Annotated in this window: 15 protein-coding genes; 1 reads left to right on the top strand and 14 read right to left on the bottom strand. The window is 45.9% G+C overall.

What is annotated here, in order from left to right; genetic code table 11:
- Positions 1-2 precede the first annotated feature (2 nt).
- Genes cheD through K0H61_RS17890 form a run of 9 tightly spaced genes read right to left on the bottom strand, consistent with a single transcriptional unit; the run spans position 3 to position 9,680 of the window.
- Positions 3-620, bottom strand: coding sequence for a chemoreceptor glutamine deamidase CheD (gene cheD / locus K0H61_RS08425; protein WP_220052233.1), 618 nt, complete (start codon positions 618-620; stop codon positions 3-5).
- Positions 607-1,434, bottom strand: a complete 828-nt coding sequence (locus tag K0H61_RS08420; protein WP_220052232.1) for a CheR family methyltransferase — start codon at positions 1,432-1,434, stop codon at positions 607-609. The genes cheD and K0H61_RS08420 overlap by 14 nt, the downstream gene beginning before the upstream one ends.
- Positions 1,435-1,452: 18 nt before the next feature.
- Entirely contained in the window at positions 1,453-3,471 is a 2,019-nt protein-coding gene (locus K0H61_RS08415; protein WP_220052231.1) for a methyl-accepting chemotaxis protein, read from the bottom strand.
- A gap of 5 nt (positions 3,472-3,476) precedes the next feature.
- Complete coding sequence (locus K0H61_RS08410; RefSeq protein WP_220052230.1) at positions 3,477-3,989, bottom strand: chemotaxis protein CheW; 513 nt, start codon at positions 3,987-3,989, stop codon at positions 3,477-3,479.
- Between the two features lie 14 nt (positions 3,990-4,003).
- Positions 4,004-6,136, bottom strand: a complete 2,133-nt coding sequence (locus K0H61_RS08405) for a chemotaxis protein CheA (protein ID WP_220052229.1) — start codon at positions 6,134-6,136, stop codon at positions 4,004-4,006.
- Between the two features lie 18 nt (positions 6,137-6,154).
- On the bottom strand, positions 6,155-6,520 hold the full coding sequence (locus K0H61_RS08400) for a response regulator (protein WP_220052228.1): 366 nt from the start codon (positions 6,518-6,520) through the stop codon (positions 6,155-6,157).
- The gene (locus K0H61_RS08395) at positions 6,521-8,215 is read right to left on the bottom strand and encodes a fused response regulator/phosphatase (RefSeq protein WP_220052227.1); all 1,695 of its coding nucleotides are present in this window, start codon (positions 8,213-8,215) and stop codon (positions 6,521-6,523) included.
- A gap of 6 nt (positions 8,216-8,221) precedes the next feature.
- Positions 8,222-8,515 (bottom strand): STAS domain-containing protein, encoded by a 294-nt coding sequence (locus tag K0H61_RS08390; RefSeq protein ID WP_220052226.1) that lies wholly within the window; start codon positions 8,513-8,515, stop codon positions 8,222-8,224.
- A 16-nt stretch (positions 8,516-8,531) separates the two neighbouring features.
- On the bottom strand, positions 8,532-9,680 hold the full coding sequence (locus K0H61_RS17890; protein ID WP_220052225.1) for a methyl-accepting chemotaxis protein: 1,149 nt from the start codon (positions 9,678-9,680) through the stop codon (positions 8,532-8,534).
- Between the two features lie 275 nt (positions 9,681-9,955).
- On the opposite strand from K0H61_RS17890, the gene K0H61_RS08380 reads away from it, so the two are divergent.
- Positions 9,956-12,655, top strand: coding sequence for a bifunctional acetate--CoA ligase family protein/GNAT family N-acetyltransferase (locus tag K0H61_RS08380; RefSeq protein ID WP_220052224.1), 2,700 nt, complete (start codon positions 9,956-9,958; stop codon positions 12,653-12,655).
- A gap of 355 nt (positions 12,656-13,010) precedes the next feature.
- Here K0H61_RS08380 and K0H61_RS08375 read toward each other — a convergent pair whose 3' ends face one another.
- The 5 genes from K0H61_RS08375 to K0H61_RS08355 form a co-directional block, all read right to left on the bottom strand.
- Entirely contained in the window at positions 13,011-14,039 is a 1,029-nt protein-coding gene (locus tag K0H61_RS08375; protein ID WP_220052223.1) for a GGDEF domain-containing protein, read from the bottom strand.
- Positions 14,040-14,186: 147 nt separating this feature from the next.
- Positions 14,187-15,812 carry a phosphoethanolamine transferase gene (locus tag K0H61_RS08370; protein ID WP_220052222.1) on the bottom strand — a complete coding sequence of 542 codons (1,626 nt, stop codon included), beginning with the start codon at positions 15,810-15,812 and terminating at the stop codon, positions 14,187-14,189.
- A 245-nt stretch (positions 15,813-16,057) separates the two neighbouring features.
- Positions 16,058-18,154, bottom strand: coding sequence for a prolyl oligopeptidase family serine peptidase (locus K0H61_RS08365; RefSeq protein WP_220052221.1), 2,097 nt, complete (start codon positions 18,152-18,154; stop codon positions 16,058-16,060).
- A 252-nt stretch (positions 18,155-18,406) separates the two neighbouring features.
- A complete protein-coding gene (locus K0H61_RS08360; protein ID WP_220052587.1) occupies positions 18,407-18,859 on the bottom strand; it encodes a MarR family winged helix-turn-helix transcriptional regulator in 453 nt (150 codons plus the stop codon).
- Positions 18,860-18,930: 71 nt separating this feature from the next.
- On the bottom strand, positions 18,931-20,109 hold the full coding sequence (locus tag K0H61_RS08355; protein ID WP_220052220.1) for a cation diffusion facilitator family transporter: 1,179 nt from the start codon (positions 20,107-20,109) through the stop codon (positions 18,931-18,933).
- Positions 20,110-20,285 lie beyond the last annotated feature (176 nt).

The following is a 20,285-nucleotide window of genomic DNA, read 5'->3' as shown; positions in this document are numbered from 1 at the left end:
GATTAATCACCAAACAATTCAATGTCACCGCCAGTTGGCAGATCGCGCACACGAAGACGGTATTCGCTTTCCCTATCAATAATGGTGCTATTGTGCATGGCTTTAATTTTGCGAACTTGCACTTTGCCACTATCAGGAAAAAAATAAACCTTGCGCGGATAAATATCCAGCAGATCGGCGGCCACCACAGGGATCTGCTCCATCTGTAAGTATTCAAGAACAAACTCCGCATTACGCTCGCCAATGTTTTGCACGGTAAATCCCTTTAACACATTGCCCCCTCCAAACACCTTTGCTTCCAACGCATTCCTACGTGCTCCTAGCTTTAACACGTGGTTTATCAACAGCTCCATTGCATATACCCCATAACGACCTGAGTCCGTCATCAAGGTTGCGGTAGGATTACTGTCGTTTGGTAGTAAAAAATGATTCATACCACCGATTTTTAAAACTGGATCATAGAGGCAGACAGCGACACATGAACCTAATACAGTGACAATCATGCTATTTTCACGGGTAGCAAAGTACTCCCCTGGTAGGATTTTTACCGCTTCTCGATCAAAGTAGCGATCGTAATATCGATTCGGCTCTGTTATGCCAAATTCCTTATTGTTTACCACTCAAACTCCTTTTACTGGGCTTATAGGTGGTATTGCCACTCGGCGTCACTATCTCGGGGAACATATTAAAATTTTCAGAATGTCCCGCGATATATAACCCCGTTCCCGAGAGTGTCGACATCATGTGTTTTAAAATCACTTCCTGAGTTGGCTTGTCGAAATAAATCATTACGTTACGACAAAAAATTACATCCACGGGACTTTTAATGGGCCACTTTTGGTCCAGCAAATTGATTCTCACAAACTTAAGCATCTGCCTCAGTTCCGGCACTACCCGTACATAGCCACTACGCGATCCCACTCCACGGTGAAAGAAATATCGTTTGCGGCTATCGCTGATGGCACTGACCCTATCGATAGGATATATGCCTGTTTCCGCCTTACCTAACACAACGGAGTCGATATCCGAAGCGATGATTTCAACGGGTGTATCAAAAGTGCCAAAGTGTTCAGCCACCGTCATGGCAATAGAATAGGGTTCTTCCCCCGTGCTACTGGCCGCGCACCAAATACGCCGTGTTTGCGGATTTGCCTGCAAGTATTGCTTTAATATGTCGAAATGATGGGGCTCCCTAAAAAAGGCGGTTTGATTGGTGGTCAGGGCGTTAATAAACTCCTGATGCTCACTCTCATGATCATTAAGATAATTAAAATATTCGTTAAAGCCGGCAAGTTTTAGAGAACGTATTCGTCTCACTAACCGGCTATACACTAACGCATCCTTGCTATCGGCGAGCTTTATTCCAGCGATTTGATACAGCGTTTGCCGTGCCGTATTAAAATGCGCGTTGGTGAAGGTAAATTCCCTGTCCATAGGCACGACATCGCTCTATTAAAACTCTTCCCACTCATCTTCTTCCGGTTTTGGCGGTTTAAAACTCATGGGTTTGGCCTTAGCTGCTGCAGGTTTTGCCTTAGTGGCGGCCACTTTTGCCTTAACACCATTGGTTTTTGGAGCCGTAATTCTTGGCGCATTGGCACGCGGTGCATCGTCTCCATCGACCCTAAAGCTTGCGACGCTGTCGGATAGCTGTTGCGCTTGGGATTGCATGCTTTCGGCCGCAGCGGCAGCCTGTTCCACTAAGGCCGCGTTTTGCTGTGTCATTTCGTCCATTTGCACCACGGCTTTACTGATTTCATCGATACCAACAGCTTGCTCATTCGATGCCGCCGCAATCTCGGCCATAATGTCGTTCACCCGTTTAATGGCGACCACAATTTCTTCCATGGTATCACCGGATTTTCCGACTAAAGTGTTACCGCTTTCGATTTTACTGACCGAATCTGAAATCAGCGCTTTAATGTCCTTCGCGGCATTTGCCGAGCGCTGCGCAAGGCTTCGTACTTCCGATGCCACCACCGCAAAACCCCGACCTTGTTCACCCGCACGGGCAGCTTCTACCGCTGCATTAAGCGCTAAAATGTTAGTCTGGAAGGCAATTCCATCAATAACCCCAATAATATCGGCAATCTTACGTGCCGATTCATTAATAGAAGCCATGGTTTGCACTACCTGTTGGATGAGCTCGCCACCATCAACGGCAACACCCGCAGCCTTCGATGCCAGCGCATTCGCCTGGCTCGCATTATCGGCGTTCAGTTTAACCGTACCTGTAAGCTCCTCCATACTCGCTGAGGTTTCTTCAAGGCTTGAAGCCTGCTCTTCGGTGCGGCTAGACAGATCCGCATTACCTTGAGCAATTTCAGAAGACGCCGTATTAATGGTATCCGCAGCGCCTTGAATTTCCTTGATCATATAGGAAAGCTTTTCCGCGGTTTGATTTGAATAGTTTTTCAAATCATCAAAAGTGCCTTCGTAATCGTTATAGATACGCGCGGTTAAATCCCCATCCGCCATCGCCATCAACACCCTTGCCACATCTTGAAGACCACGATCTGCCGTTTCGATCAACGCATTCAAGCTGTTGGCCAGCATCAGGAAGAAGCCCTGTTTTCCCTCAGTCGCTGCGCGTTGTGAAAAATCACCCGCCGCCGCGCCATCAACAATCCTTGATATTTCCTGCTCAATTTGCACTTCAATGGTACGGTCAAGCCACTCGACCACTGAACCTAATCGCTCACCGGATTTGGAGACAATCGGGCTTGCGGTTAAACGAAAGTGGCAGCTGGCCACTTTGATGTGGGATTCGTATTTACGGTCGAGTTTATCAAGCAGACTAGCCTGATGAGCAGGGTTTTTATGGAAGATGTCCATGCAACTACCGAGGATTTTATCCACCGAAAATTGCGGCAATACCGCGCGTAATTCTCCCTCGTATTGACGCAGCATCATTTCAACCGAACGGTTCATGTAGATGATATTGCGGTTAGCATCGGCGATCATCACGTTGGTACTGGTGTTATTAAGCGCCTCTAATATCCGCTGAGTCGCCCGTTCAGACTCAATACTTTCAGTGCGGTCAATCCATTCAACACCTGTACCTAAGTGTTTATTATCCTTAGATATAATGGGTGTTAAAATCAGCTTAAAGGTGCGTTTGCTGATGGTGATCTGCGCAGTATGTGTCTGATTGAGGCGTTCAAGCATATTACGCTGGTGAGCGGGATTTTTATGGAAGATATCGATATTACTGCCAACCACCCTCGCCACCGAAAATTGTGGCAGTTCTTTACGGATATCCGCCTCAGCCTCAGTCAACATTTTTATCACCGCCTTGTTAGCGTAGATAATGTTGCGATCGCTGTCGGCGATCATAAAGCTGTTCCCGCTGTTGTCTAAGAGTTGGAAATACAGCTGCAGCTCTTCTTCCTTTTGCTGCAGGGCTACGTCCTGTTGCTGACGCGCCTCAACATTATTGTTGTTATTTCCAAACACATTGAAAATACCCATGATGATTACTCCTGATCAGAGTGATTACTTGCATCAATTAACCCGAGCTCATCACTGCTGATCAGAGCCTGTATATTTACCAAAATGATCATTTTATCTTCCACCGTCGCGAGCCCCTTGAGGTAACGGCTATCAAAAGCCACCCCAAATTCGGGCGGTGGAAGGATCTCTTCTGTCGTCAGTTTGATCACATCGGATACCGCATCGACCACGATACCGACGATTCGCTCGTACACATTGAGCATAATGACAATAGTAAATTCGTTGTAAGTGGCGCTGCCGACACCAAATTTCATCCTAAGGTCGACGATAGGCACTATGTCACCACGCAGGTTGAGTACCCCTTTTATAAAACTCGGCGCGTTGGCAATTTTAGTGACCGGCTCGTAGCCACGAATTTCCTTCACCGACATAATGTCCAGCGCGTAATGCTCCTCCCCGAGCACGAAACTTAAGAACTCAACCTCATCGTGGACACTGTATTCCTGTTTGCTCGCCGTATTCGTGCGACTATCCATAACAACTTCCTCGGTTAATTGTTCACATGCAGGGCGAGTGATTCGACATCCAGAATCAAGGCCACGCTGCCATCACCCATAATGGTGGCGCCCGATACCCCAGGGATCCTGCGATAATGCTTCTCCAAGCTCTTAATCACCACTTGCTGCTGGCCGACTAAACCGTCGACACACAGCCCAAAGCGTTTATTGTTACTCTCGAGCAGGACCACTATGCCCTCTTCAGGAGTTTGGGCATGGGAATCAATTTCCATTAATTCGTGAAGGTTTAATAGGGGTAAATATTCTTCCCTTACCTTTATAAGCTGCTCATTAGCAAGGAATTTAAGTTGATCTCTTTGTGGCTGAATTGATTCAATAATATGCACAAGGGGAAGAATGTAAATTTGATTACCGGTGCTAACACTCATGCCATCAACAATAGCTAAGGTGAGTGGTAACTGAATTTCGAATGTCGCGCCTTGGCCTGTCACCGAATCGATATCGATACGCCCACCTAGCGCTTCGATATTTTTACGCACCACATCCATACCGACGCCACGACCTGATACATCGGTGACTTCTGCCGCCGTTGAAAAACCTGCGGCAAAAATTAATTGCCACACCTGCTTGTCGGGCAAGTTATCCGAAATAGCCATGCCATTTTCACGGGCCTTTTGCAGGATGCGATCGCGGTTTAGGCCACCGCCGTCATCGTGGACAGCAATCACAATACTGCCGCCCCGTTGACTAGCTTTAAGGGATAACGTCCCCATTTCAGGTTTACCCGCGGCGATTCGTTTCTCCGGTTTTTCGATGCCATGGTCGAGACTGTTACGCACTAGATGAGTGAGCGGGTCGACCAGCTTTTCAATCATACCCTTGTCGATTTCGGTGTTACCGCCCTCAATTACAAGGTTAACGTTTTTACCCAGTTGATCGGATAAATCCCTCACCAAACGATGGAAACGGTTAAACACAAAAGACACTGGCAACATACGTACCGACATCACCGCTTCCTGCATTTCGCGGGTGTTACGTTCAAGCTCATTGAGTGCCGTTTTAAGGCGCTCACCCACTTCGCCCCCTAGCTCATTACCAATAAGGGTTAACATCGATTGAGTAATGACCAACTCGCCAGCAAGGTTAACCAAACTATCAATTTTTGAGGTTTCGACCCTTAAGGTCGAATCCGAGCTTGGCGGAGCAGCCTTTTTCGCCGCTGCGGGTGTTTTAACGGGCACATCGGTCTTAGTGGTTGTTGCAGTGACAACTTTCACCCCATCGGTTTTATTGGCTTCGACTTCTGCCGTCTGTGTTTTCGGAGCGGTCGTCCTTGTCGTGCTAGTTGTATTAGTTGTCGCAGTTGGCTGATCATCATTGCCGTTAGCCTTAACACTTGCCTCTGCGGCCGATTGGGAGATGTCATCTACTAATGGCGTATCCTCTGCCTCTGGGGTTAAGGATTCAAAAAAGCCAAAGCCTAATTCATCGTCACTGAGTTCTGCATCAGCCTTTGTCACAGCACTTTCACTGCCCTTTGGATGCAAATCGTCTACCGTAATCTCCTTGGCAATATAGGCCTCATCGAAAAACCCATACCCATCAGATTCTGTCGCAAGCGCAAGTTCAACATCATCCTTAAAAAATCCAAAACCTTCATCGGTGTTAGATTCAGGTGGTGTTTCCACTGCCGTTTTTGAAGTAACGGCTGATTCTACGTCTCCTTGGGACGCTACTACAGCAGCCCCTGAACTTGCACTGGCCGTTGAAAAGGATTCACCATTTAAAGCGGCAACCAATTGATTTTTAGAAAATTCGACTTCCTGCCAATCGATAGGCTCTTCTTCTCGATAGAGATTCAAAATATGCGATAAGGTATCAACGGTTCTAAGTAGGAGATCAATCACCGATGAGTTTAATTCGAAGTTGCCCTTACGGGTCTTATCGAGAAGATTCTCCATCACGTGGGTTACACTAGTGAGCGCAGTAAAGCCAAAAATACCACTTCCACCTTTGATGGAATGTGCGGCACGGAAGATTGTATTTAACTCTTCGGGATCAGGGGAATCTAAATCTAACGCGAGCAGGAGCTGCTCCATACTCTCAAGGTGTTCATGGCTTTCCTCGAAGAAGACTTGATGGAACTCTGCCATATTGATGGACATAGCGCACCCCGACCTAAATTAACCCAGTACTTTAGCTGTAATTGCTAATAACTTTTGCGGGTCAAAGGGTTTCACCATCCACCCAGTGGCGCCTGCGGCCTTACCTTGATTTTTCATATCGTCACCCGCTTCAGTGGTTAACACTATGATGGGGGTACGCATAAAAGCCGACATGGTTCTTAACGACTTAATCAGGGTGATGCCATCCATTCGCGGCATATTTTGATCCGTCAAAACAAAATCGAATCCTTGCCCTTTACAAATGTCGAGAGCCTCTTGGCCATCTTTTGCTAAGACAACCTGATAATTAGCGGATTTAAGAGTTGCCTCAACCATCTGCCGTATTGCAGCGGAGTCATCAACAATTAATATTTTTTTACTCATTTATAGTTCCATTATGACTTTTGTAATATTTCCCGGTGCTATCCACTCGTAGCGCTTGCAAAGGGATCGAACTAAATTTAGCCCCCTACCAGATAGTTGTAGCACATCTGTTAACTCTGACGTTGGTTTCGGACAATAACCCTCACCACTATCCGATACTGTGATATGTAATTCACTGGCCAGACAATACCATTGCAATTCGACTTCAACCCAATCTTTCATGGTAATTTGCGAGGCACTTCTCTCTCGTAAATTATGGAACACATCAAAGCCTTCAATATCATTTTTCAATTCAGGATTAAGTTTAAGTACCCCATAATCGACGGCATTGGTAAATAACTCAGACACAACTGTAAATACTTTTTGACTAAACGTAGTTGGGAAACCGAAAATTTTCAAAAAATGGTTTAAAGAGTTTAAATATTCGGCACCAATTAACATGGGGCCTGACATATTGATATGCCATGTGAACTCGCCTTTATTACATCCGATACAAAATTCTGCAGGGCGATGCTGATACCATTGATGTAATAAATCAAAATCGAGCACACAAATTGCCACATCATCTTTAATATCATCGAAGAACTGACGATTCAGCGTTTCCCTCATGTAATCCGTCAAGTCTTTACCGTAAAGACTCAATAATGAAATTACGCCTTCCATACCTAAAAATGCTCCATCCTTGGTTTTATGCTCAATCAATCCGTCGCTCATCAAACACAAGCAACCCGCCATTGGAAGATCAATCACCTCCACATTGGCACTGAAGGCATCGGGTGACATGATACCCAGCGCTAAATTCTTCGACTTGTAATGCACTAAGTCGTTTGTGGTATGGCTCGACACAGTCCGTGATTCGTTATTTTCAAGTTGCAATAACGCATCTGGCATACCCGCATTCCAAATAAAAACTTGATTTCTATTGAAATTAACTTCGACAACTACAGCGGCGACGAAGCGATCGCCTGGGATCTCATGGTAAATATTGGTATTTATCTCACTGACAAGGGTGATAAGGTCAAATCCCTTAGCCACCATGGCGCGAAAGGTATTCACCACCCTGAGGATTGGCATTGCGGCACTGAGTCCATGGCCGGTGGAATCGGCAATCATCAGAAAAAAATTGCCATTAGGGGCGATAGCATTCACTACAACATCGCCACTAAAACTTGTGCTAGATTGAGTAAAACTCTTAACAAACTCATAGCCCACGCTATTAATTTCAATAAAATGATCGAATAAACGACGGGCTATTTGCTCTTCATGACTTTTTTCGAGCAACAATTTCTCTAGAATATTATGTTGTTTCTTGACCTTTTTTTCTAATGAGAAGCGAGCTAATAGACCTTCTACTTTGTGCCAAAACAACTCCAAGTTCACCGGTTTAATAATATAATCCAATGCGCCAGACTTAAAACAAGACAGAATAGTTTGAGGTTCGTTATCGCCACTGATCACAATAACGGGTACTGATGGCCTATATTTTTTTAATGTGTCTAGCATTGATAACGCTGTACCATCAGGCAAATAATAATCCAGCAAGATTAACTCTATACCAACTTGATGAATTTCCTGTTGTGCATCGGCTAAATTACAACAGGTAATAACATTCCATCCCTTTTGATGAATAAAGGCCGTCATAATCTGATTAATAACTAAATCGTCCTCGACGATTAAAATATACCTTGGCCCCATGGAAAGTTATTTTTCCCTTTCTATTCGATATAAACGCTCCATATTCGCGATTTTAATAATGTCTTCCGCTTGGCCATGTAAACCACGAATACTGGTACTAATTTTCTTTTCTAATGCCTTTCGATGCAGCAAGACCATCATTCCTAACGCAGAACTGTCTATATAAAGCACCCTGCTAAAATCTAGGACTAACTGATTAACCCCCACATCAGTGAATGCCCGTTGATAATCACTGGTAAATTTTTTGTGGTAATAAAAATCGAATCGTTCTGGCAAAGAAATTACTATCACATTCGCCATTGCCATCATTCCCTCTTTAAAATAGTTCAATTTCACCGCAGCTAATTTGATTGGCTGAGACTGGATTATGACTGCTTTGACGTCTCACATTCATTTCACTCACCAACCCTTCACAGTTTTTACCAAATTCCTCTTGAGACATCTCAGCCGCTTGGGTTAGGAACGCCATAAGCTGCTGCAATGTTTGGTTGGTATACATGAGGCTTTGGGAGGTGATATCACTGAACTGTAGACCACGAATAGCACCTGCAATGGCCGCCTCAAGCTCTTGTGCAGACGCATCAATTCTGTCGATAACAGCGGCATCCTTTTCAGCTTTAACGATAATTTGCTCGAGTGCCTTATCCAGATCCTTTTTAGCATCAATAATGTATGACATGTCCTGAGCCGCCACCTTGCTCACCTGTTCAGTTAGCTGCTCAATCTGAGTTTGGATCGACCTCAATTGCTTTTGAATACTGTCACTAAAGCCTGCACTGCGATTCGACAACGCACGTACTTCGTCAGCCACAACGGCAAAGCCCCTGCCTGCGTCACCCGCACGGGCAGCCTCAATTGCCGCATTAAGCGCCAGCAGATTAGTTTGTGAGGAGATCTGGTCAATGTCCTTAAGCGCTTTCATTGCCTGGGGCATGGCCTCATAGATAAGGTTGACTTTTTCGAGTAATTCCATGTTCGATGCCGACATTTCAATGGTCGACTGGATAAACCGCTCAAGAGTTACAGAGGTATTGTGGGCAAACAGCTTCATCTGTGCTGAGTGAAATATCTCTTCATCATCCGCGCTATGAACCAGATCAGATATAAAACTGCTTTGTTCACTCATTAAACGGTTAAGTCCATCGAATGATTCCCCTAATAAATTCACTGCATCGGATTGCACAGACAAAACATCACCAATGCTTTGTTCACAGCCGTTAAGTGAAACTGAAAGTTCTTGATAAAAATTTCGCTGCTCTTCCCAGTGAGAGAAAGAGACGGTTGGGTCGTGACGAGGCGCAGATGAATTCAGGGCCGTTTCATCGCCAGCAATATGTCGGTAATTCTGCCAAATAAGCATTGTCACTACTGCAACCAGCGAGCTCAGTGTAAAACTGAACCAGGTTCCGAACGCATATCCGATAGCCACAGCCAACACTGCAACCATTCCATCCTTGTATGTCATAGCGACTTCACAAAAATTGTTATGTGATTAAAAAGTAGTTTCATATTCAGGGGTTTTCAAACGGGCACTGGATAATATTTACCCAAAACGGTGCGTTGTTCTCAATTTTTGAATGCTACCTTTAGCATTTAGTCGTAAACACGATGGCAAGTGTTTTCTTCATCATCAATTGCTGATTTACTCTGCATATTGTCTAGCAGATACAGAAAGTTAGCTGTGCAGCTTTACATTCCTAAGTTACACTGGCTATGACTTCGACTTAATTGGGTTCGCTTATGAGTCAACGTACGTTAAATTCGCTTTTCAAACCAACATCCGTTGCCATTATTGGTGCCTCCAACGGGGAAAAACGTGCAGGCAATGTGTTAATGAAGAATCTACTATCGAGTGGATTTTCTGGCCCTATCATGCCCGTTACCCCAAAATACCGCGCTGTGATGGGGGTACTTGCTTATCCTAATATCGAGTCTTTGCCGATTAAACCCGATTTGGCGATCATTTGTACTCGCGCCAGCCGCGTTCCCGCGTTGGTAGAAACGCTCGCTCAATTTGGTTGCAAGGTTGCGATTATTATGGCGTCGGGTATGGCACAGGAATGCAATGACGATGGCGTCAGTCTGCTCGACCTTGCCATGCAACACGCCAAGCGTTATGGCATGCGTATCCTCGGCCCGAACAGCCTTGGCATGTTACTGCCGCCCTTGGGGTTAAACGCCAGTCTTGCCCATGCCAGCGCCCTGCCCGGGAAAATTGCCTTTGTTTCGCAGTCGGCCGCCATTTGCACTACGGTCTTAGATTGGGCCAACAATAAGGGGATTGGCTTTTCATCTTTTATCTCACTGGGCGATGCAACCGACATTAACTTTGACGAACTCCTCGATTATTTAGGCCGTGATAGCCGCACCAGCGCCATCATGCTGTATATCGACTCAGTGAATGAAAAACGCCATTTCCTGTCCGCTGCCCGCGCAGCCTCTCGTAATAAACCCATTTTAGTGATCAAGTCTGGCCGCAGCGCCGAGGGCTCCCGTGCAGCCCGCCTTCACACGGGTGGTATAGGTGGTAACGATGCGGTATACGAAGCCGCTTTTAGGCGTGCGGGTATGCTCAGGGTAAATGATTTGATTGAACTCTTTGCAGCAGTTGAAAGTCTTGCCCACTCCAATCCCCTGCAGGGTGAACGCCTTGGGATCATTAGTAATGGCGGCGGCCCCGCGGTACTTGCCGTCGATGAACTTATCCTTCGTGGTGGCAAACTGGCTGAGCTTTCCGAGAACACTGTCAGTAAACTCGATGCACAGCTCCCCAATACTTGGTCACGGCAAAATCCCATCGATATTATTGGCGATGCGAATGCCGACCGTTATGCCGCAGCCTTAAACATTTTGATGGACAGCGGTGACTTAGATGCGATTTTGGTGCTGCATTCGCCATCGGCATTAGGCGAAAGTGTGGAGATTGCCGATGCACTAGTCAAAGTCATCCATGCCCATCCAAAGAAGAATCGTTTAAATATTCTCACGAACTGGAGTGGTGAGGACTCAGCCTATCAAGCCCGAAAACGCTTCACTAAGGGCGGCATTTCGACCTATCGCACCCCAGAAGGCGCCGTGGGTGCCTTTATGCATATGGTGGAATATCGCCGTAACCAAAAACTGCTGCAGGAAGTGCCGCAGTCTATCCCAGACAATATCCCGACCGACAGCCAAACAGCTCGCCAATTGTTGCAGGCCGCACAAGCGAAGGGCAAATTTGTACTCGAAACCCACGAAGCCAGTCCGATTCTGCGCGCCTATGGCTTAAACACGATCGATACTTGGTTTGCCAAGGATGCTGATGAAGCGGTCGATATTGCCAATCAAGCAAGATTCCCTGTTGCCCTAAAAGTACAATCACCGCACATTTTGCATAAGAGTGATGTCCATGGGGTGATGCTGAACTTAACCTCCGATGAAGATATTCGCCACGCCGCCAAAGCAATCACCCAAAGGGTACATCAGGCAGATCCCGATGCGGTTATCGAAGGCATGATAGTGCAGAAGATGGCATTGACGGCGGGAGCACAGGAAATCCGGGTTGCTGTCATTAGCGATCCCGTATTTGGCCCAGCTATTTGTTTAGGTGAAGGAGGTTCAGAGTGGGATCCAACCCGCGATGCCGCTGTTGCCCTGCCGCCGCTAAATATGGCGCTGGCCCGTTACATGGTGATCCAAGCTCTCAAAACCCATAAACTCAAAGACAGGCATTTACCGCTTGGGCTGGATATGAACGCCCTGTGTGTGATGCTCACTCAAATCTCCCACATCATTATCGATTGCCCAGAGATTGCCTCGCTAGATTTCAATCCAGTGCTGGCGGCGGGGGAAAATATCACCCTGCTCGATGTCAATATTCGCCTGCACGACGGTCAGACAGATAACGCCAGCCGCCTTGCCATCATGCCTTATCCTAAAGAGCTTGAGGAATACGCAGTCCTTAAAAATGGCCTTAAGGTCATGCTGCGGCCAATTCTGCCCGAGGATGAACCTAAGCATTTGGCCTTCGATAATTCCCTTTCCGATGAGGACAGATATAAACGCTATTTTGGGGTTCGTTCTAAAATGACCCACGAGGAAATGGCAGTGTTAACGCAAATCGATTACGCCCGTGAAATGGCCTTTATTGCAACGGCAAAAGGTGCCGATGGTGACGATATCACCCTTGGCGCAGTGAGGGCCTCCATTGACCCCGACAATACCGAGGCTGAATTTGCAATGGCAGTGCGTGGCGATCACCAAGGCATTGGCTTAGGGAAGTTACTGCTCGAGAAGCTCATTAAGTATTACCGTAACAATGACACGCCAGTATTAACCGGATTTACCATGTTTGAGAATCGCAATATGGCAAGCCTTGCTAAAAACCTCGGCTTTAAGGTGACCTTCGATATGGAGGAGCATCTTATCAAAATGCATATGGATTTAAAGCAAAGTCAATAAGCACAATGTCACATCGGCCCATACATCAGGACGCTTACGTCCTCAATGTATGGGCTTTCGCAATCAACTGTTGCAATATTTTGTCTCGTTTAGGTTATCAATGACTAAATCATTCAATCAACATCATGACCTAGTAAGGACAAGCGAATAGAAAAAGAGATAAATAGATAGTGAAAGAATAAATCAGGGTTAAATAGATAATGGCGCCCTCATTTTTGAGTGAGTTATATGGCACATCTAAGATCTTAGTAGCACTGTGCTAAATGCTACGTTAAGCAAAATGCCCGCCCAATTTAAACTAAGAGAAAAGTCCTTTCGAATTGGATTATCGTGTATTTAGCCTTTTGGCTAAAAATTAACCCCTTACACAGTTTCGACCGTCTGATTTGGCTTCATAAAGGGCCTTATCTGCACGATTAAAAAGGGTTTCAGCATCATCTCCTTCCTGCAGGGATGCTAGGCCAATCGACACTGTGATTGCCCCTAAGGATTGTTTCCGGTCTTTGCCAACCGTTAACCGACGTTCCGACACCCGCTCGCGTAAATTCTCAGCGACTTGCAGTGCATGGTGAAAATGCGTATTAGGTAAGAGCACCACAAATTCTTCACCGCCATAACGGGCAACAAAGTCATCGCCTCTAACACTTTGCCTTAGAGCTAATGCCACATAGGCCAACACTTTGTCCCCTACCTGATGACCATAGGTATCGTTGAATTGTTTGAACCTGTCGATATCGATTAACAATAAACTACAGCGACTCTGCTGCTCCTGAGCGCGATGGATATGATCTTGAATCGCCATCTCATAGGCACGGCGGTTGTGCAAGGAGGTAAGCTGATCGGTCAGTGCCGCCATACTGAGATTCTCAAGTTCTGACTTAAGGTTTCGTACCTCTTGCCCCATGGCATTGAGACTGTCTTCCATGGTCTGGTTATTACTGAGCAGATTTTGCATTTCATCCACTACCCCATCGACTAACAGGGTTAGTGTCGTCACATCGGAAGCGCCCTGCAATTGGTGGCCAAAATCAACCAAACTCGCCGAGAAAGACGCCGTCCCATGATTAATTTGGGCAATCTTGCTGATCAGGGAGTTAATTAAGATTTGCGTTTCTAAGTGAACATTCTCAATGATTTCAGGGGTTTTCTCTTGGATAAAATTTTTATACAGACTGGTATTCACTTCCTTAGTAAAGGCAACATTGTTAGTCAGAAAACCATCGATAGCTCGGTTAAGATCAAGGTTGCTCTTGGCAAAATATTCATACCACACGGTGTAATTTTCCGGCGTCACCGGAATACCAAGGGCAGACATTTGTGGCACCGCCAAGCGCAAAATCTGCGCCGCAAAATCCAGCTCTTTATTTTCTGTAGCAGCAATCATAAATCGCGCACCCGTGAGTTGTTATTATTTTGTATCAATAAATTACCCTAAGTGGATTCATTTGGGTATGGGGCAAAATCATTATTCTTTAGGTGCTAGATCACAAAAGGGATGCCAGCATCCCTTTTGTTCACCCAGAGTGAAACTCTATCGACGGCAGCGGGCAAAGATATCTAGCGGCTGCTGATAATCCTGGGTTTGCACATTCATTAAGCCCAGTAGACTATCGAACAGATTATCGTGGGAGAATCCACCTTTGCTGGCCTCATCTGCTAGACAGGCCATATCCAAGTGATTATCGTGGCTAAAATCCTCTGACACCCAAGCTAACATTGGCACACTGATCTGCTCGATTGGCGCGATACTGTAAGGCGCACCGTGCAGGTACATCCCCTTTTCACCCAAGGATTCGCCGTGATCCGACAGGTACAGCATGGCGGTATCGAATTTATCCTGTTGGTTTTTAAGCTTATTGACCACCTCACTCAGAATATAGTCCGTGTAAAGAATGGTATTATCATAGGTATTCATTAACTCTTCGGCGCTGCAGTTTTGAATATCGCTACGGGGACAATCGGGAACGAAGTGCCTATGCTCTAGCGGATATCGCAAATAGTAGGTCGGACCGTGACTGCCAATAATGTGCAGCACTATCACAGTGTTTTTGGATTGAGCATTAGCAAGTTCATTGTCGAGTTGATTTAGCAGGACTTGGTCGTAACAGTATTCACCCGTACACAATTTAGGATCACTGTGTAAATCAATGGTGATGTTATCAACTTGATCGCAAACGCCTTTACAGCCAGAGTCATTGTCTAACCATTTCACCTTAATCCCCGCATGATTAAGAACGTCGATAGCCGTGTCTTGGGCATAGGCTCGGCGGGCATCATAATCTTCACGCCCCATGCGGGAAAACATACAAGGTAAGGACACTGCCGTCGCACTGCCACAGGAACGGGTATCCATGAACGCAATCAGCCCCATGCCCTTGGTATGGGCGTTAGTCGGTCTATCGTAGCCATAATATTCAACGTTCATCGAACGAGCGGTTTCGCCAACCACTAACACCAATAGATTGGGTTTACTATTTGCATTTGGACTCACATCCTTGGCGTCGAGCCCAAGATTCTGATACTCAAGCGGCTTTTGCAGGTACTGGTTATTAATGTACTTAGCCGCCGCTCCCACAAAATAGGTGGGCACGATATAACGCTTAATTTGCGTATTGTTGCGACCAAAGGCGGCGTAGTCTTGAAAATAAACGAAGGCTATCAACCCTAGACCTGCCAACATCGCTAACATAAACACTATCTTGTGCAGCAGTTCCTTAAGAAAAGGTTGATATTGAATATCTGCCTTATAAATCAAGTAGGCAGGCAGTAAACCCGTCAACAGCATATTCAGTATCGATGCCCAATTCACATACATCATGGCTTCGGCTGCATTAGTCTGGAAAGTATTCTCAATCATGCCGTAGTCAAAGACGACGTTATATTTCAGCGCGGCAAAGAACACACTCGATGACAACAGCGTCAGTAAAATAAAGAAAGGTTTAACCAAGTATTTCACCGTAAACAATGAAAATACAAAGCTCAAAGCCAAGGTTAAAAACAATGGCATTGAGGCAATAAACAGAGGATCCACATCGGGCTGCTTATCAATACCGTGCTTGATGACATTAAAAAGTGGGACATTGAAAACGCAGGCATAGAATAAGGCGATGATGAAACTGAAGCGATTAAGGGTAAGCGTTTTAAATCTCTTTAACACGGGTTACTGTCTCTCAAATCAAAAGTAAATCGAAGTTAGCGTATTTTTCTTAAGATAATCTTATGCTTGAATCCACCAACTTTAACAGTATGCAGCACCAAACTAAACAATTTATTAACAATAACACTTTGGTTGAGCAATAAAAAAACGGCCGAATCACTATGAATTCGACCGTTTTGCTCCCCAACCTATAGGGATTTGCTCGTTATTGGCGTTAACAGTTCCCCGTTATCGCCATTGTTTGATCATTTTTTTAGCTGCTGTAATAAGTAGGCAAACGTCATCGAATTTAGTTCCGCAGCCTGTTGATTATCTGCAGCGCCGGCGTGTCCGCCCTCGATATTTTCGTAATACAGCACATCGGTCCCCATCTCCTTCATCTTAGCCACCATCTTACGGGCGTGCCCTGGATGCACCCTGTCATCACGGGTCGAGGTGGTAAAAAACACCTTAGGATATTTCACATCTTTGTGCAGATTATGGTAAGGCGAATAGGTTTTAATGTAATCCCATTCAGCAGGAATATCTGGATTACCGTATTCACCCATCCAGCTCGCACCAGCCAATAATTTGTTATAACGATACATATCTAATAATGGCACTTGGCACACCACGGCATGGTAGAGATCCGGTCTACGGGTAAAGGCTGCGCCCATTAGCAGACCACCGTTACTGCCACCTTGAATGCCTAAATGTTGACTGGAGGTAATTTTACGGGCGATCAAATCCTCTGCAATGGCTTCGAAATCCTCGAAGGCCTTGTGACGATTTTCCTTAATCGCCGCCTGATGCCACGCAGGGCCATATTCCCCACCACCACGAATATTAGCCAGCACATATACACCGCCCTGCTCTAACCAGTTTTTACCAATGATGGCAGAATACGATGGCGTTCTTGACACCTCAAAGCCACCGTAAGCGGAGAGTAACGTAGGATTGCTACCATTTAACTTCAGGTCTTTTGCCTTCACCACAAAGTAAGGCACTTTAGTACCATCCTTAGAGGTCGCAAAATACTGCTCTGTGGTGAACTTATCCGCCGCAAAGCGCTGTGGCATGCCCTTAATTTTGCTCGGTGTTAAGCGTTGACTGTTGACCGAGTAGAGGCTTGGCGGCTCAAGGAAACTGGTGTAATTCACAAACAGATCATCGCTATCCTGACCGCTATCTACCACCGACAAGGCGCCATTAGCGTCAAACGGCACAGGAGTGTGTTGCCATTCACCCTTAGCATCCTGCTGATAACGCACTAATTTACCTTTAACGTTATCGAGCCAATTTACAAACACCGCGCTCTTAGTAAAGCTTACCTGGCTGATTGAGGCGCTGGGTGTCGGGCTAACGAACACCTTGAAATCCACTTTTTGGGCGATTAAATCATCTACCGGTGCATAAACAATCGCCCCTTGATTAAAATTACCAGCCTCAGATGTTAATGCACTTTTCAGTTCAACAAACAAATTACCCTTAAAATACCCTTTAATTTCAGCATCTTCTGGTATGGGTAATTTAGTCAGTTTGTCATTCAGATAAACATAATGGCTCGAGGTGAAAAAGGTGTGGGCCTCGGTCACTAAGCTGAGCGGGGTTTTATCATCAAAAAGCACCCAGCCCTGAACCGCTACTGAGGTTTTATCACCACTGTAAATGGTTTTAGCCTCATTGAGTGGCGTGCCACGTTGCCATAATTTCACCACTCGGGGATAGCCCGAGTCTGTCATGCTGTTCCCATCACCAAAATCGGTTCCCACAAATAGCTGGTCTTTATCAATCCAACTTAAGCTTGATTTGGCTTCTTTCAGGAAAAATGCCTGTTGTTTTGTAGGTACAAAGTCATTTGTCGTTAAATCAAACTCACGCACTTCAACGGCATCGGCGCCGCCACGGGACAGTGACACTAGACAGCGCTCATTCTGTGGATATTGGCAATCCATGCCCTTAAATACCCAATTTACCGACTCTTTTTTGCCGAGCGCGTCAATATCCAGCACGGTTTCCCAGTTAGGTTCAGCCTTGGTATATTCCTCCATGGTCGTGCGGCGGTATATACCGCGGGTATGGGTTTCGTCCTTCCAGAAGTTATAGAGTTTATTGCCGATGTGGGTCGCGTAGGGAATACGTTCTTTATCGTTGAGCACGGCAAGACTATTGCTGACGAGGGAATCGAAGCCCTTGTAGGATTTAATTTCCGCCTTAGAGACAGCATTTTGTTCCTTGACCCAGGCCATAGGCACTTCGCCCTCAACATCCTCAAGATATAGGTATTTATCTTCTTGGGCCTGTAGCGGGCCTGCCATAGAGAGTGCTCCAGCGATACACAATGGAAGAAAAGTGCGCTTCATGGGATTCCTTTTTGAGCTTTCCTTGGTAATTGAACAACATTACCCTAATTTCGAGCCAGTTCAATCCCTTGGGTAAAGTTTCTGCCAAAGTCTAATCCTAAGTAATTAAACAAATGTGAAGAAAAAACCTAGTGCGTAATGAATGACTTCGGCCGACTTGGTAGAATTTACCAATAAAAAAGCGCCCCCTCAGGGCGCTTTTATCTATCTTCGCAGTGACATTTTTTGTGTGTTGCTCGGTCGCAGCTAGGGCTAAAAAGCCTTATTCATTCTGGTAAACAGATCGAGTAGCATTTTGCGATCCTCGCTTGTCATCTGCGCGGTTAAGTCCATGGTCAGTTGCAAATGCAGTGCGTCATGTTCAAGGTACAATGCCTGGCCTTTCTCCGTTAATGCCACCAGAATCGAGCGTCGATCAGATTCATGTGGTAAACGATACACCCACTGTGCATCGACCATCTTATCGATTTGTACCGTTAAGGTGCCGGTAGTGACACCAATTTTATCCGCGAGTTCCTTCATCCGCATGGGGCCATGTACACCTAAAAGCTCGATAGTATGCACCTGTGACAAACTAAAACCCTGATCGCGTACTATCGCATGCTCCCAGGAAGTCAGCTTTTCATAGAACTCGATAATCACATGATTTATGGCATGATCAAGTGATTGATTCTTTGCTTGGTCTTCTGCATGAATGTGCGACATGTCTGCCCCGCCCTCATTTAATGGTTCAGGCTGACGTAGGACTTCCGCGGCATTACCACGATTGGCCGCACTCATTGTGCACCCTTAACAACATGTGCGTCCTTGGTTAAACACTCGCTCTGGCGGCAGGTATGCAGCTCCACCGTAATATGGGAAAGCTCAGGGAATTTGGCCAGTAACTGGTTAAAGTAGCTCGCCTCTTTGGGTTGGTGAGACACAATCGAAACCATCATCGCATGGTGATCGGCACTCACGCGCCAAATATGTAAATCGGCCACTTGATGATCCGGCACAGCTTCAATCGCTTTTTTGACTTTGCGTTGCAGTGACGGGTTAACACCGCCATCGAGCAGAATCGGCCCCGTCTGCTTCATCAATCCCCAGGCCCAACGACTGATAATAATGGCACCGACAATCCCCATAATCGGATCGAGCCAAGTTAAGCCCATGTACTTCCCGAACAGTAGCGCGGCGATGGCAAGCACAGAGGTTAAAGCATCGGCCATCACGTGAAAATAGGCCGCACGGAGGTTATGGTCATGTCCATGGGAATGGCCATGTGAGTGGCTGTGGTCATGGTCATGGTCATGGTCATGGTCATGGTCATGGTCATGGTCATGGTCATGGTCATGGTCATGGTCATGGTCAGCAGCATAATGGGAGTGGCTATGGTCGCAATGCTGATGATCGTGTTCATCATGATCATGTGAATGACTGTGGCCGAAGCCGTGCGAATGGCCATGGTCATGTGAATGGTGATCTTTCAAAAGGAACACGCTGACCACGTTAACGGTTAGACCAATCAGCGCCACAAAAATGGCTTCGTTGAAGTGGATTTCCTGCTGGCTAATTAACCGCATTCCCGATTCCACTAACATCACCAACGCAACTAAACCTAAGGCAATCGCACTGGTGTAACCGCCAAGCACACTTACTTTTCCCGTACCAAAGGCAAAGGCGGGATCGTTAGCATGCTTACGGGCATAGCGATAGGCAAACAAAGTAATCATAAAAGCCGCGGCATGGGTGCCCATGTGCCAGCCATCGGCCAGCAGTGCCATAGAACCATAAATGGTCCCCGCAGCAATTTCGGCAATCATGGTAAAAACGGTGAGATACAGTACGTAGCGAGTGTTTTTTTCACCCTCACTATTTTGACTCGAGAAACTATGGGAATGTTGCCATTGGCTGATTGAATGCCCAAGACCTGCATCTTGCACTTGTTGCCCATTAGTTGATGCCATTTTCATTGTTTTATCCTGCAGTTAGCTGGCGTGATACACCTTGTAGAGACTGCGGATTATTTTAGTTTGATTTTCAAAATATTTAAATATCAAACTAATTTCTTTTTGAAGAAATATGGCAATGCAAATAAGTAGAAAGCCAACTAAAACAACCACTCGGAAAATATCGGACCACATCAATA

The organism is Shewanella acanthi (genome assembly GCF_019457475.1).
Classification (GTDB): domain Bacteria; phylum Pseudomonadota; class Gammaproteobacteria; order Enterobacterales; family Shewanellaceae; genus Shewanella; species Shewanella acanthi.
Note: the sequence above shows the minus strand (reverse complement) of the source record. Positions and strands in the feature narration are given on the sequence as shown.